Below are 14361 nucleotides of genomic sequence, written 5' to 3'. Positions count from 1 at the left end.
GAGGTCCTTCCTCAGCCCTGGGGTGCGGGCGTCGTCGGCTCCGTCGCCGGCCCGCCCTGGGCCCCGCCGGCGCGCAGGAAACCGATCGGCCAGGCCCCGCTGAAGCCCTCGCAGTCCCCGCCGGCGTCCTCGACGACGACGAGGTAGAAGGCCGGCGGGACGACGTCGTTGGTGTTGACCTCGAACACGGCCTCGCCGGTGCCGACCGGCACCTCGCCGAGCAGTCCCTCGAGCTGCTCGTCGAACACCTGCACGCTCCAGCCGCGCTCGGCCACCGGCTCGGGGACGGTGAGCCGGACGGTGGTGTCGGGGGAGACCTCGATGATCGGCGGGGAGCTGGCGTAGCGCTGCCCCTCGCCGTCGACGCAGTACTGCGTGGGGGCGGCCTCGACGCGCTGCGGTCCGGCCTCGACGACGACGTCCTGCGGGCCCGACGGCTGGGAGCCGCAGCCGGCCAGCAGCAGGACGACGGCCGGGAGCGCCACCCGCCTCACGACAGCCGCCCCAGCGGGTCGGTGAGGGCGTCCGCGGCGGGCACCGGCGCGGTCGGGGGCGGGGTGCGGCGGCGCGGACCCCAGAGCACCAGCCCGACGGCGAGCACGAGCAGGCCCGCGGCGACGGTGAAGCCCAGCCAGCCGGTCGGCGGGAGGGCGATGCCCAGCGCGCCGCCGACGACCCAGGACAGCTGGAGCATCGTCTCCGAGCGGGCGAACGCCGAGGCCCGCAGGCTCTCGGGCACCTCGCGCTGGATGATCGCGTCGAGAGCGACCTTGCCCAGCGCGTTGGCGACGGCGGCCACGCCGGCGACGACGGCGGCCGTCGCGAGGCTGTAGAAGACCGCCGCGACGACGGTGATCGCCGCCGCGGTGCCCGCCGACCACAGCACCACCCGGTCCGGGTCGACCCGGTGCAGCCGGGAGCCGACGGCGGTGCCCAGCACGCTGCCCACGCCGGCCGCCCCGGCGACCGCGCCGAGCGCCAGCGTGCCCTGCCAGCCGCCCTCGACCGTGGCCTGCACGAGGAAGGCGGAGAAGATCGTCAGGAAGCCGCCCAGTCCGCGCAGCGCCGCGTTCGCCCGTAGCGCGACCACCACCCGCGGGCTGATCGACCGGCGCCGCCCCGTGGCCACCGGCTGGGGCGCGGTCGAGAACACGTCGGCGGGCAGCTCACCGGTGGGGACGTCGACGTGCCGGGGCAGCCGCAACGCGAGCACCGCACCGCCCGCGAACACCACGGCGGTGGCCCAGAGCAGCCATTCGAAACCCAGCCCCCAGGCCAGGCCGGCGCCCATGCCGCCGAAGACGCCGGCGGTGACCAGGCCGAACACCGACGTCCGGGCGTTGGCCGAGGTCAGCGACATCGCGCCGGGCAGCACCCGCGGGACCACCGCCGCCCGCAGCACGTTGTGCGACTTGGACAGCACCAGCACACCGAGCGCGGCGGGGTAGAGCCAGAGGTCGTCGAAGTGGGCGGCCATGACCAGCGCCAGCGCGGCCCGGCCCAGCTGACTGACGGCCAGCGCCCAGCGGCGGCCGCGCTGCAGCCGGTCGAGCAGCGGCCCGATCACCGGGGCGACGACCGCGAACGGCGCCATCGTCACCAGCAGGTAGAGCGCCACGTTGCTGCGCTGTGCGTCGGTCGTGGCGGCGAAGAAGAGGGTGCCGGCCAGCGAGACGGCGATCATCGCGTCGCCGGCCATGTGCAGGGCGTTGACCCACAGCAGCTGCGCCAGCCCGCTCTCCGCGGCGCCGTCGGCCCGGCTGGCGGTCTGCACCCGGCGGACAGCGGCCCCGGTCAGCTCGCGGGTGCGCGACGCCGCGACCCTGGTGACGGTCAGCTTCCGCGGCACCGGGGGGAGCGGCGGGGCGGCCGGGGGCAGCGCGGCCGTCGGCGGGGGAGCGTCGGCGCCCTCGCCGGCCCACGGCTCGGGCACCTGGCCCGCGGTCGGGAGCGGCCGGGTGGCCGGACGCGACACCTCGAGCGGTGCCGTCTGCGCACCCGGGGCCGCCGGCGGCGACGGGCGCCGACGCAGGGCGCGGCGGGCGCCGGGTGGGCGGGACGACGACACGCAGCCCATGGTGCCGCACCGACCTGGGAGGACACGGACAGCGCCCCCGCGCACCCGAGCTGCCCGGGGCGTCAGGGAGAATGGCGCCGTGCCCGAGTTCCCCGACCCCGCCGCCGCGGGGAGTGACGCGCTCAGCACCGCGGTCGATCAGGCGTGGGCTGCGGCGGTCGACACCGCCGGGTCCCCCGAGCTGGTCGGCGAGCACCTCGGCGCCACCCGCGAGACGCCGTCCGCGGAGCAGGGCGGCGCGGAGCTCGGCGAGGTGATCACCCACTCCTTCGCCAGCCGGCTGCCCGGCTACGTCGGCTGGTACTGGGCGGTGACCCTCGCCGCGGTGCCCGGCGAGGAGCACGTCACCGTCGACGAGGTCGTGCTGCTGCCCGGCGAGCAGGCCCTGCTCGCCCCCGCCTGGGTGCCGTGGCACGAGCGGCTGCGCCCCGGTGACCTCTCGGTCGGCGACGTGCTGCCCTCCACCGAGGACGACCCCCGGCTGGTCCCCGGCTACACGACCGACGACGACTCGGCCGACGACCCCGAGGGGTCCGTGGTGGCCTCCGCGATCGGCCTCGGCCGCGAGCGGGTCATGTCCAGGGAGGGGCGCGAGGAGGCCGCGGCCCGCTGGGACGCCGGGGAGTTCGGTCCCCGCTCGGCGATGGCCCGCCAGGCGCCCGGTCCGTGCGGCACCTGCGGGTTCTTCCTTCCGCTGGCGGGCTCGCTGCGGCAGCGCTTCGGCGCCTGCGGCAACGTCTACGCGCCGGCCGACGGCCGCGTGGTCGCCATCGACTACGGCTGCGGCGCGCACAGCCAGGCGACGCTGGTCGCCGACGACGCCGCGGAGGTCGTGCGCTCGGCGCGCTACGACACCGGCTCGTTCGACGTGCTCTGACATGGCGGTCGTCCGGACCGCACCGCGGCCAGGCGCCGTCCGAGCCGCTGTCCTCCGCCACGTGTCAGTCCGGGCGGGGGGAAGTCGTCTCCGGGAACCTCAGCCCCTGCTCACAGGGGTAAGCAAGGGAAGAGGTTCGGGAGCGAAGGTCAGCCCCTGCCCGCAGGTGTGGGCGGGGGGTGAGGTCGGGGGAGGAGCGGTCCAGCGGGCCGGGGGACGGCGATCGGGACCAGCCAGGTCTCAGTCGCGGCGGCCGATCTGGCCCTGGAGGCGCATGACGCCCAGCCCGACGAACGCCAGCGCGATGCCGGCGACGCAGGTCCAGGTCCACACCCGGTCCACCCGGTCGCCGAGCAGCAGCAGCACGACGAGGGCCACGACCCACAGCGCCGTCCCGGCCAGCACCACCCGCACGGTGTCGACATGCAGTGGAGGAGGCGCCTGCTTGGCCGGTCGGGGCACGGGTCGACCCTAGAACCCGCAGGCCCCGGCGCGTGTCACCTGGTCGGAACACCGGTGTGGCACGCTGTCGCCGCTCATCGCAGTCCCCACCGGTCAGCCGGCGCGCTTCCCCCGCCGCCCGCTCGCCCGGCCGCGCGCCCGGAGAGTCGCCATGGCAGAGAAGTCCCGCCCGTCCTCGGGCAGCACCACGGACGGCGGCACGCCCGCCGACATCGCCGCCGGGGCACAGCGCCCGCGCCGCAGCGAGGGCCCGCGCGTCCGGCCGAGCAACGGCCTGGACCGCTACTTCGGCATCAGCGCCCGCCGCTCGACGGTCACCCGCGAGGTGCGCGGCGGTCTCACGACCTTCTTCACGATGGCCTACATCGTGGTGCTCAACCCGATCATCCTGTCGGGCGCGGACATCACCGGGGCTACGCTGCCCTTCGCCTCGGTCGCCGCGGTCACCGCGCTGGTCGCCGGGGTCATGACGATCCTCATGGGGGTCGTCGGGCGGTACCCCTTCGCCGTGGCGACCGGCCTGGGCATCAACGCCATCGTCGCGGTCTTCGCAGCCACCCAGCTGTCCTGGCCCGAGATCATGGGCCTGGTCGTCCTCGAGGGCCTGCTCATCACCGTGCTGGTGCTCACCGGCTTCCGTCGCGCGGTCTTCGAGGCGATCCCGGCGCAGCTGAAGACGGCGATCGCGGTCGGCATCGGCTTCTTCCTCACGATCATCGGGTTGGCCGACGCCGGCGTCATCCGGCCCGGGAGCCCCCTGATCAGCTTCGGGGTCAACGGCCAGCTGGCCGGCTGGCCGCTGCTCGTCTTCGTCGTCGGGCTGCTGCTCACCAGCGTGCTCGTCGTCCGCCGGGTCAGGGGCGCGCTGCTCATCGGCATCGTCGTCTCGACCGTGTTCGCGATCGTCGTGGAGGCCGTGGCGGGCATCGGCCCGCGCGTCGGCGCCGACGGCAGCGAGGTCAACCCGCGCGGCTGGGCGCTGCAGGTCCCGACCCTGCCGGACGAGGTGGTCAGCGCCCCGGACCTGTCCCTGGTGGGGCAGTTCTCGCTGTTCGGCGGCTTCGAGCGGATCGGCGTGATCGCGGCGCTGCTCATCGTCTTCTCGATCATGATCGCCGACTTCTTCGACACCGTCGGCTCGGTCACCGCGGTCGGCGCCGAGGGCGACCTGCTCGACGAGGAGCGCAACCTGCCCAGGTCGCAGCCGGTGCTGCTGGTCGACTCGGTGGCCGCCGCGGCCGGCGGTGCGGCGAGCGTCTCGTCGAACACGACCTACGTCGAGAGCGCCGCCGGGGTCGCCGACGGCGCGCGGACCGGCCTGGCCAGCGTGGCCACCGGCGTCCTCTTCCTGCTGGCGATGTTCTTCAGCCCGCTGGTGGAGATCGTGCCGTCGGAGGCCGCGGCGCCGGTGCTGGTGATCGTGGGCGCGCTGATGGTCAACCAGATCCGCCACCTGGAGTGGGGGGACATGACGGTGGTAATCCCGGCCTTCCTCACCATCGCGCTCATGCCGTTCACGTACTCGATCACCAACGGCATCGGCGCCGGCGTCGTCAGCTACGTGCTGCTGCACGTCGCGGCCGGACGCAGGCGCGAGATCCACCTGCTCATGTGGCTGATCGGCGCGCTCTTCCTCGTCTACTTCGCCCTGGAGCCGCTCCAGCAGCTGTTCTGAGCCCGGCTGAGGTCCGCGGTTAGGCTGGGCAACCGTGAGCCCGACGACGCTGGAGACCGCGGCGCTGGCTCACGACCTGCGGCTGGCGGTCATGCGGCTCCCCCGCCGGCTGCGCAACCAGCGGGCCGACCACTCGGTCACGCTCACCCACCTCGCGGCGCTGTCCACGCTGAGGCGGCACGGCGCGATGAGCCCGGGTGAGCTGGCCGGCCACGAGCGGGTCCAGCCGCCGTCGATGACCCGGGTCGTCGTCGCGCTGGAGGGGATGGGCCTGGTCACCCGCAGCCCGAACCCGACCGACGGGCGGCAGGTGGTCATCGACCTGACCCCGGCCGCGGAGGAACTGCTCACCGCCGAGGCCCGCGCCCGGGAGGCCTGGCTGACCGACACGCTCGAACAGCTCGGCGCCCAGGAGCGGACGGTGCTGCGCGAGGCCGCGGTCATCATGGACGAGCTGGCGAGTGAGTGAGCAGGGGAGCTGGGGACACAGGAGCGTTCCGGTCGCTGCGCGTACGCAACTACCGGCTGTATGCCGCGTCCAACATGGTCAGCCTCACCGGCACCTGGATGCAGCGCATCGGCCAGGACTGGCTGGTCCTGCAGCTCTCGGATGACAACGGTGTGGCCCTCGGGCTGATCACCGCGCTGCAGTTCGGCCCCACGCTGCTGCTGGGTCTGTACGGCGGGGTGCTCGCCGACCGCTACCCCAAGCGCCGCATGCTCGTGGCCACCCAGACGCTGATGGGTCTGCTCGCCCTCCTGCTCGGGCTGCTGGTGGCCACCGACGGCATCGCGCTGTGGCACGTCTTCGTCCTCGCCGGCGCCCTCGGCTCGGTCTCCGCCGTCGATGCACCGGTGCGGCAGGCCTTTGTCGCGGAGCTGGTCGGCCCGGAGCTGCTGCCCAACGCGGTCAGCCTCAACTCGACGATCTTCAACGGCGCCCGGCTTGTCGGCCCCGCGGTCGCCGGGCTGCTCATCGGCGCGGCCTCGGGGGACACCGCGCCGGCCTTCTTCACCAACGCGGCCAGCTTCGCGTTCACCATCGGCGCGCTCCTGTCCATGCGGCCGGGCGAGCTGTACTCCAGCCCACCGGTCGCGCGAGCCCGGGGCCAGCTGCGCGAGGGGCTGGCCTACGCGTGGTCGCGCCCGGACCTGAGGCTGGCGATGGGGCTGGCGCTCGTGCTGGGCACCTTCACCTTCAACTCCCAGATCACCATCGCGCTGATGGCCCGCGAGGTCTTCGGCGTCGGTGCCGAGGCGTTCGGGCTGCTCACGACCTGCTTCGCGGCCGGGTCGCTGTCCGGAGCGCTGCTGTCGACCCGGCGCACCACCCGGCCGAAGCAGCGGTTCCTCGTGCTCGCGGCCACGGCGTTCGGGGTGGCGTCGATCGTCTGCGGCCTCATGCCGACGTACTGGTCGTTCGCCGCCCTGCTCGTGCCGACCGGCGCGGCGGGCCTGGTGTTCAGCGTGGCCAACAACAGCTTCGTGCAGCTGGGCGTCGACCCGCAGCTGCGCGGCCGGGTGATGGCGCTGTACTTCACCTGCTTCATGGGCGGGACGCCGATCGGCTCGCCGCTGATCGGCTGGGTGGCCGAGCGGTGGGGGGCGCCCTGGGGGTTCGTCCTCGGTGGTGCGGTCGCGGTCGCCGCGGGCGGGGTCGCCGCTGCGTGGCTGGCCCGTGGCAGACGGGTCCGGCTGGAGGCACGCGTCGTCCCACCGCGGCTGCAGCTCCACGTCTCCCCGCGGGCGGTCCCGCCGGCGACGGTCCGGGCCGCTGCGGAGACGGCATCGGCGGAGGCGCCGGGCACGCAGGCGAGCTGACGTCGCCGGACCGTCGTACCGTGACGGCCACCACTCTCGAGTCGTCCGTGGAGGCGGCATGGGGACCTCGTTGCTGCACCTGGGCGCCATCGTCGCCGGCGTGGTGGGCTCGGTCGCCCTGGCCGGCTGGGTGGCCCGGCTGGTCTTCGGGTCGGCGCGCCTGCCGGCGCCGCTGCGCCTCAGACGTGAGCCGGTCGCGCCGGCGGGCCGCCCGCTCGAGCTGGTGGCCGCCGACCTGCGCCGGCTCGGCGCCCAGCTCGCCCGCGTGCCGGCCGGGGCGCCGATGGCCCGCCGCCGCGGGCTGCAGGCTGCCTACGACGACGTCCTCGTCGAGGCGGCCCGGCTGCTGGAGGTGCCGCACGCCCTGGACGCCGTCCCGTCGGGACGGCCGCGCGACGTCGAGCGGTTGCGCCTGCAGACGGCGCTGGCGGACGCCGGCCTGGCGGTGCCCGACTGACCGTGCCCCGCCCGCGGCGGCTGTTCTTCGCGGTGACCCCGCCGGCCGGCGCGATGACCGACCTGGACCGTGCGCTGGCGCCGCTGCGCGAGGCGCCCGGCGCACCCCGCTGGACGCCGCCCGAGCGCTGGCACCTGACGCTGCTCTTCCTCGGCGCCGTTCCGGCCGAGCAGGTCGAGGAGCTGGTCGCCGCCGCCGGCCCCCCCGTGGCGACCGCCCCGCCGATGACCCTGCGGCTCGCCGGCGCCGGGCGGTTCGGCACGCGGCGTCGTCCGCAGGTGTTCTGGGCCGGCGTCACGGGGGACGACGCCGCGCTGGGCGCCCTCGCCGCCCGGCTGGCCGCCGTCGCCCGCGGGCTCGGCCTGCCCGTCGAGGACCGGCCCTTCCGCGCCCACCTCACCCTCGGTCGCTGGCGGCCCGGCCGGCCGGGGGACGGCGACCTGCCCGAGCGGCTGGCCGGCCACCGCGGACCCTGCTGGCCGGCGACCGAGGTGGAGCTGCTGGAGAGCCACCTCGGACCCGCGCCGCGCTACGACCGGGTCGCCGCCTGGCCGCTCCTCCGCTGAGGGAGGTCACCCTCCAGGGTCCCGCGCCGAGCTCGCCAGGCATGGGGGGAAGGGTGGTCGTCCTTCAGGCGACCGGGCCGGGCACCGGGGAGGTGGCCGCGGGATCGGGGGCCTCCCCGGGCTCGAGCGGCTCGGGCTCCTCGGCGTCCTCCGGCTCCTCGACCTCGGGTTCCTCCTCGTGCGGGGCCTCGTCCTCGGGCAGCTCGTCGACCTCGCCGTCCGCGGGTTCTTCCTCCTCCGGCGCCTCGAAGGCCCGCGGGTCGATGGCGTCGGCCCAGAGCAGGAAGTGCCCCATGGAGTACCCGGCGCCGGGGTCGAAGCCGGGGTTGGCGGTGAAGTACGAGGCGGTGTCGCAGGCCATCAGGCCGAGGACCACCTCGGCGACGATCGTGCCGCCGACCGGGCCCAGCCGGTGCCCGCCGAGCAGCTCGGCCTCCTTGAGCACGTAGAACCAGAGCGGCGCCTTGCCCTTCCAGCCGGGGTCGGTCAGCCCCAGCTGCTGGTTGGTCAGCGGCTTCAGGCCCATCGCGACGGCGACGTCTTGACCGGCCGGCAGGCCCAGCCGCTTGCCGCGGAGCAGGTTGCGCTCGGCCAGCGAGGTGATCGCCCCGGCGGTGGGCGCCACGACGGTCGGTGGCAGCTTCGACAGCGGCAGCGACAGCTGGGTGTCGATCAGCCGGGCCATGTTGCGGTCGTCGGGCGTGCTCATGCCGGGGATCTCGAAGAAGTAGTTCCAGTCGATCCAGAGGTCCTCGGGCACCGGCCGGTTGCCCCGCAGGTCCTGGTAGCCCTCGTTGGCGAAGACCGGCACGGTGTGCTGGTCGTGCACCTCGTACTCGGCGCGGATCATGCTGTGCCCGAAGCGGTAGGCCGCGCCAGAGTACTCGACCGGCATGTAGGGCCGGCGCGGGTCGCGCGGCTTGTAGAACCGGCCCAGGAACTCGATCCGGCCGTTGCGGCGGCGGCGCACCAGCCGGTCGACGACGTCCCGTCCGACGATGCGCGGCAGGTAGTCGTTCACGATCAGCCACTGGTAGTGCCAGCGCACCTGCTGCTGGGCCTGCTCGAAGCTCCTGCCCTGGTCGCGCAGCTTGTTGTGCAGGCGCAGGAAGACCGCGTGCAGCTGGGCGACGATCAGGTTCTCGTCGTTGCGCGGGTCGCCGAGGTAGGCCGCGCCGACGTCGTCGCGGGGCAGGTCGCGCACCCCGTCGTGGTCGTTGCACAGCAGGTAGCCCGGCCGTGCCGGGTCGTAGAGCTCGGGACTGCCGGCCGGGCCCCTGCCGTAGACGCTGGCCAGGTCGAAGCGGGGCGTGTCGTAGTTGGTCATCCCCCGCGGGTCCTGCTGCTGCTGGGTGAGCGGGGTCTTGTCCAGCGTCATGTCGTGGTCGATGAACTGGCCGAGGTAGATGTAGCCGGCCGGCATGCCCGGGTTGTCGAAGGCGACGTCGGAGTCCTTGACGTCGGACAGCGGTGCCTTGCCGTCGTTCATCGAGACCGCCAGCGCGGTCAGCAGTGCGTCCGGCGGGGAGAAGGCCGGCAGACTCTTGAACATCACGCCGAAGCGGGCCTCCTTGTCCCGCCCGGCGCGCACCGCGATGTCGCTGCCGCGCGGGTTGCCGACGGCGTGCGCGCCGCGCGTGGCCCGCGGGCGGCGGGCCGGCGGCCGTGGCGGCGGCGGGGTCGGCGTCCGGCCCGGCGCGGCGTGCGCCGTCCCGGCCATGACCGGCAGCGCAGCCAGGCCCGCCAGCCCGGCGAGCACGGTGCGTCGTGAGACCCCGCTGCGCGTCGTCCCGGCGCCCGCCCCGCTGAACGGGCACACCCCGGCCGTCTCGTCCCCGTACCCGTGCACGTGCACCCGCCCCCCGGCGTCGCAGAGCCCGCCCCCACGGCCCGCTCTGGATGCCTCCGAGGCTCCGGGGCAGGGGGAGGTGCCGGGCACACGCGGCAGAGGGGGACGCCGTCCCCCAGTCCTGGGGGTGCGGAGGACGGCGCGTCGCGCTTCGTGAGGACGCGGTGACGGTGCGGTGCTACGGCCGTAGGGACATCACCAGGCGTACTCCATCGGTGCCGCTCGGTAACCGGGGAAGATCTCGTCCAGCCGGGCCAGCTGGGCCCCGTCGAGCCGCACGTCGAGGGCCCGCAGCGACCCCTCGAACTGCTCCATCGTCCGCGGCCCGACGATCGGGGCGGTCACCCCCGGCTGGTGCAGGAGCCAGGCCAGCCCGACGTCCGCCGGCGCGGAGCCCCACTCGCGGCAGGCGTCCTCGTAGGCCTGCAGTGCCGGCCGGTGCCGCTCGATGCGCTCCCGGTTGTGTTCGAGGCGGCGGCGGTCGCCCTCCTGGTCGCCGAGCACACCGGCGAGCAGCCCCTGCGCCAGCGGGCTCCACGGGATGACACCGACGCCGTAGTGCTGCGCGGCCGGCAGCACCTCGAGCTCCACGTGCCGGGTGAGCAGGTTGTAGTGCGACTGCTCGCTGACCAGGCCGGTGAAGTGCCGGCGCGCGGCCGCCTCGTTCGCCGCGGCGATCTGCCAGGCGGCGTGGTTGGACGACCCGACGTAGAGCACCTTGCCCTGCGCGACCAGCGTCTCGCAGGCCTGCCAGATCTCCTCCCACGGCGTGGCCGGGTCGACGTGGTCGAACTGGTAGAGGTCGATCCACTCGGTCTGCATCCGGCGCAGCGAGGCCTCGCAGGAGCGCACCAGGTTGCGCGCCGACAGGAACGTGTCGTTGGGCCAGTCGCTCATGCCGCCGTACACCTTGGTGGCCAGCACCGTCTTCTCCCGGCGCTCGCCGCCCTGGGCGAACCAGGTGCCGAGCACCTCCTCGGTGCGGCCCTTGCCGGCGTCGAAGCCGTAGACGTTCGCGGTGTCGAAGAAGTTGACGCCCTCGACCAGCGCCCGGTCCATGATCGCGTGGGCGTCGGCCTCGTCGGTCTTCCAGCCGAAGTTCATCGTGCCCAGGCAGAGGCGGGAGACCGACAGGCCGCTGCGCCCCAGGTGCGTGTACTCCATGGACTCCCACCCTGGCAGGCTCCCGGGCGTGCCGCAGACCGATGGGACCCCGTCCGCCTTCGACGCCGCCACGGCGGTGCGCCGCGCCGAGGGCGGAGGGCTGGTCGCCGACCTCGACCCCGGATGGGACGTCGGCGGCGGCGTGCTCAACGGTGGCTACCTGCTGGCGGTCGCGGCCCGCGCCGCGGTCCTGGACAGCCCGCACCCGCACCCGGTCGCGCTGTCGGCCAGCTACCTGCGGGCCACCGCCGCCGGGCCGGCCCACCTCGCCGTCACGCCCGGCCCGGCCGGGCGCACCCTGGCGCACTCCACGGTGCTGCTCGCCGGCGAGGCCGGCCCGTCGATCGCCGCCCAGGTGACGACGTCGACGCTCGGCACCGAGCCCGCCGAGTACACCGTGAACCCCGTGCCACAGGTGCCCGCCCCCGAGGACTGCGTCGTCACCCGGACCACCGGCGCCGGGCCGGCCGTCGGCCTGGTCCGCCAGATCGACACCCGGCTGGACCCCGCGACGGCGGGCTGGACGGTCGGCCGGTTCTCCGACCAGCGGGTGCTGCGGTCCTGGATCCGGCTGACCGACGGCCGCCACCCCGACCCGCTGGCGCTGCTGCTGTTCGCCGACGCCCTGCCGCCCACCGCCTTCGCCGTCGGCCGGACGGGCTGGGCGCCCACCGTGCAGCTGCAGGTGCTGATCCGCGCGCTGCCAACCCCGGGCTGGTGCCTGGTCGAGTCGCGCTCCACCGAGGTGACCGGCGGCTGGTCGGACGAGGAGTGCCGCATCTGGGACGCCACCGGCCGGCCGGTCGCCCAGGCCCGCCAGCTGGCCCGGGTGGCGCGCTAGACCCGTTCACCCCATCACGGTCGGCCAGGCGGCGACCGTCAGCCGCTGGGCCGCCGGTCGCCCGGGGCCATCCCGGTCGTCGGCTCCGTCCTCCTGGCGCCGCGGCCCGGCCCGCCGCGGATCTCGTCCCTGGTGCGGGTCTCGCGCAGGACGAGCGCCGAGACGAACGTGATCGCGCCCATGAGGAAGATGTAGGCCGACACCGAGGCCGATGTGCCCGTGGCCGCCAGCAGCGCGGTCATGAGGAACGGCGTGCCCCCGCTCACCAGGATGGCAGCCAGCTGGTAGGCCAAGGAGGCCCCCGAGTAGCGGATCCGCGGCTCGAACAGCTCGGCCAGGAAGGCGGCCAGGGGACCGTAGGTGAGAGAGGACCCGATCAGCCCGCCGACGAGCGCCAGGAAGATCAGTGGCAGGGACGCGGTGTCGATGAGCCAGAAGAACGGGAACGCCCACAGGGCGATGATCGCCGCGCCCAGCAGGATGGGGGGCCGGCGTCCCACCCGGTCCGACACCACTCCGCTGAAGTAGATGACGAACACGGAGATCGCCGAGGCGGCGAGCGTGACGGCGAGCAGCTCGTCGCGGTCGACGCCGAGGTCGCGGGTGGCGTAGTCCAGGACTCCGGCGATGCTGACGTAGAAGATCGCGTTGGTGCCGAACAGCAGCCCCGCGCCGAGCAGCACCGGCCGGCGGTGCTTGCGTACGACCTCGGTGATCGGTGCCTGGGCCACCCGGGCCTCGGGAGCGTGCTCGTGGCGCTCCTGGAGCTGACGGAAGACCGGGGTGTCCTCGACCCGCAGCTGGATGAACATGACCACGGGCAGGAGCACGGCGCTGGCGAGGAACGGGATGCGCCAACCCCAGGAGACGAAGGCCTCGGGGCTCACGGTGGCGCTCACCACCAGGAAGACGACGTTGCCCAGGATGACGCCGATGGGGACGCCCATCTGCCCGAAGGTGCCCGCGCGCCCCTGGCGATCCCGCCCGGCGTTCTCGGTGAGCAGGAGGATGACCCCGCCCCACTGTCCGCCGACCGCGATGCCCTGCAGGAAGCGCAGCACGACGAGCACGATCGGCGCGAGCACGCCGATCGAGTCGGCCGTCGGCAGCAGGCCGATGAGGAATGTCGCCGACCCCATCAGGACCAGGCACGTGACGAGGGCCGGCTTGCGGCCGACCTTGTCCCCGAAGTGACCGAAGACCAGGCCGCCGATGGGACGGGCGATGAAGCCGGCCCAGAAGGTGCTGAAGGCCAGCAACGTGCCGACGAGCGGAGAGGCGTTGGGGAAGAACAGCTCACCGAACACCAACGCCGCCGCAGTGGCGTAGATGAAGAAGTCGTACCACTCGATCGAGCTCCCGATGAGCCCCGCGGCCATGAGCTTGCGCAGCGACCGACGGTCGAGGGCGGGCGTGTCCTGTCGTGGGGTCGTCATCGCCGTTCCTGTCGCCATCGCGGAGGGCGCGCCACTGACCCTGCTGGGAGGCTATGGGTGCCTGGCGATGCGGGCAATTCCGCGCGGAGGACGGCTCGTGTCCCGGTGGCGTCCGGCCGTGTCGGCTGGCGCCGGTGGCGCACTGGGCCTGCTCAGGCCCCCGCGGGCAGGGCTCGGCCGAGCGCCGTGCCCGAGGTCCAGGCGCTCTCCACCCGGGACGGCGCCGACCACCCGTCGCCGCAGAAGCCGATGCCGTCGGCCAACCCGAAGGGCTCCGAGCGCGGCTCGGTCGGGCGCGCGTACGTCCAGCGGTGCACCGCCGTCCAGGCCGGCGGGACGTCGATCCCCAGCGCCCGGCCGACCGCAGCGGCGACCGGGCCGGCGGCGGCGTCCGGGTCCTCGAGGTGCGCGGCCGCCAGCTCGGCGGTGGTGTGGGCCACCAGCACCGGGGCGCCGTCCCCGCGCCGGTCGCCGTCGTCGGCCACCCAGGTGACCGCCGGGTCGTCGTGGACGAACGCACCGTGCAGGTCGGCCGGCCAGTGCCGCCCGGACCACCCGAGGACGACGGCCAGCGACGGCTCCCACGGCCGGTCGTCGAGCAGCCGCCCGGCCGTGTCCGCGTCCAGCAGGCGGCGGGCCTGCGGGTCCGGCATGGCCAGGACGACGGCCGGCACGTCCTCGCCGTCCACCCGCGGGCCGGGGCCGACGGCGGCGACCGTGCGCCCGCTCTCGACGTCCAGCCCCCTGGCCAGGTCGACGACGAGCGAGCGCAGCCCGTCGGGCGCGGCGTACCGGACCGGGCCGGTGGTGGTGGACCGCAGCCCGTCGGGCCCGGCGACGGCGAAGGTGTCGGTCCACGGGCGGGCCAGGCCGCGCGCGACCCAGTCGTCGACCACCGCGGCGAACGGCGAGCCCTCGTGCGCGGTCAGGTACGAGGCGCCGAGGTCGACGGTCCGCTGCGACAGCGTCCGCGAGGCCATCCGCCCGCCCGGCCGGCGACCGCGGTCGAGCACGCGGACGGGCACCCCGGCCGCGGCCAGGGCGCGGGCGCAGGCGATCCCGGCGATGCCGGCGCCGACGACGGTCACGGGGGAGGGGCGCACGCCGACGATCCTGCGGGCCGGACGGCGCGACCG

14 protein-coding genes are annotated in these 14361 nt (G+C 74.8%); 7 read left to right on the top strand and 7 right to left on the bottom strand.

The window, feature by feature from the left end:
* Positions 1-11: 11 nt before the first annotated feature.
* Complete coding sequence (locus ACWIX7_RS09275; protein ID WP_448621251.1) at positions 12-485, bottom strand: DUF2771 family protein; 474 nt, start codon at positions 483-485, stop codon at positions 12-14.
* Between the two features lie 5 nt (positions 486-490).
* A complete protein-coding gene (locus ACWIX7_RS09270; RefSeq protein WP_448621250.1) occupies positions 491-2077 on the bottom strand; it encodes an MFS transporter in 1587 nt (528 codons plus the stop codon).
* 79 nt (positions 2078-2156) lie between these two features.
* On the opposite strand from ACWIX7_RS09270, the gene ACWIX7_RS09265 reads away from it, so the two are divergent.
* Positions 2157-2954, top strand: a complete 798-nt coding sequence (locus ACWIX7_RS09265) for a DUF3027 domain-containing protein (RefSeq protein WP_448621249.1) — start codon at positions 2157-2159, stop codon at positions 2952-2954.
* 240 nt (positions 2955-3194) lie between these two features.
* Here the strand turns inward: ACWIX7_RS09265 and ACWIX7_RS09260 are convergent, their stop codons facing one another.
* Entirely contained in the window at positions 3195-3416 is a 222-nt protein-coding gene (locus ACWIX7_RS09260) for a DUF2530 domain-containing protein (protein ID WP_091218502.1), read from the bottom strand.
* A gap of 151 nt (positions 3417-3567) precedes the next feature.
* Between ACWIX7_RS09260 and ACWIX7_RS09255 the strand changes: the two genes are divergently transcribed.
* The 5 genes from ACWIX7_RS09255 to thpR are packed head-to-tail and all read left to right on the top strand — an operon-like array spanning position 3568 to position 7935.
* Positions 3568-5091 (top strand): NCS2 family permease, encoded by a 1524-nt coding sequence (locus ACWIX7_RS09255; RefSeq protein ID WP_448621248.1) that lies wholly within the window; start codon positions 3568-3570, stop codon positions 5089-5091.
* Between the two features lie 34 nt (positions 5092-5125).
* Positions 5126-5560 (top strand): MarR family winged helix-turn-helix transcriptional regulator, encoded by a 435-nt coding sequence (locus ACWIX7_RS09250; protein ID WP_448621247.1) that lies wholly within the window; start codon positions 5126-5128, stop codon positions 5558-5560.
* Positions 5557-6912: an MFS transporter gene (locus ACWIX7_RS09245; RefSeq protein WP_448621246.1), complete on the top strand. Its 1356-nt coding sequence runs from the start codon at positions 5557-5559 to the stop codon at positions 6910-6912. The genes ACWIX7_RS09250 and ACWIX7_RS09245 overlap by 4 nt, the downstream gene beginning before the upstream one ends.
* Positions 6913-6970: 58 nt before the next feature.
* On the top strand, positions 6971-7369 hold the full coding sequence (locus tag ACWIX7_RS09240) for a hypothetical protein (protein WP_448621245.1): 399 nt from the start codon (positions 6971-6973) through the stop codon (positions 7367-7369).
* A gap of 2 nt (positions 7370-7371) precedes the next feature.
* Positions 7372-7935 (top strand): RNA 2',3'-cyclic phosphodiesterase, encoded by a 564-nt coding sequence (gene thpR / locus ACWIX7_RS09235; protein ID WP_448621244.1) that lies wholly within the window; start codon positions 7372-7374, stop codon positions 7933-7935.
* A 64-nt stretch (positions 7936-7999) separates the two neighbouring features.
* Here thpR and ACWIX7_RS09230 read toward each other — a convergent pair whose 3' ends face one another.
* Both ACWIX7_RS09230 and ACWIX7_RS09225 read right to left on the bottom strand, forming a co-directional pair.
* Complete coding sequence (locus ACWIX7_RS09230) at positions 8000-9784, bottom strand: peroxidase family protein (RefSeq protein ID WP_448621243.1); 1785 nt, start codon at positions 9782-9784, stop codon at positions 8000-8002.
* Between the two features lie 195 nt (positions 9785-9979).
* A complete protein-coding gene (locus ACWIX7_RS09225; protein ID WP_448621242.1) occupies positions 9980-10948 on the bottom strand; it encodes an aldo/keto reductase in 969 nt (322 codons plus the stop codon).
* 28 nt (positions 10949-10976) lie between these two features.
* On the opposite strand from ACWIX7_RS09225, the gene ACWIX7_RS09220 reads away from it, so the two are divergent.
* Positions 10977-11789, top strand: coding sequence for a thioesterase family protein (locus tag ACWIX7_RS09220; protein WP_448621241.1), 813 nt, complete (start codon positions 10977-10979; stop codon positions 11787-11789).
* 38 nt (positions 11790-11827) lie between these two features.
* Here ACWIX7_RS09220 and ACWIX7_RS09215 read toward each other — a convergent pair whose 3' ends face one another.
* Both ACWIX7_RS09215 and ACWIX7_RS09210 read right to left on the bottom strand, forming a co-directional pair.
* The gene (locus ACWIX7_RS09215) at positions 11828-13225 is read right to left on the bottom strand and encodes an MFS transporter (protein ID WP_448621240.1); all 1398 of its coding nucleotides are present in this window, start codon (positions 13223-13225) and stop codon (positions 11828-11830) included.
* 152 nt (positions 13226-13377) lie between these two features.
* The gene (locus ACWIX7_RS09210; RefSeq protein WP_448621239.1) at positions 13378-14328 is read right to left on the bottom strand and encodes an NAD(P)/FAD-dependent oxidoreductase; all 951 of its coding nucleotides are present in this window, start codon (positions 14326-14328) and stop codon (positions 13378-13380) included.
* Positions 14329-14361: the final 33 nt, after the last annotated feature.

The sequence above is a fragment of the Geodermatophilus sp. URMC 65 genome, assembly GCF_053502545.1.
This window is presented reverse-complemented; position numbering and strand designations above follow the sequence as displayed.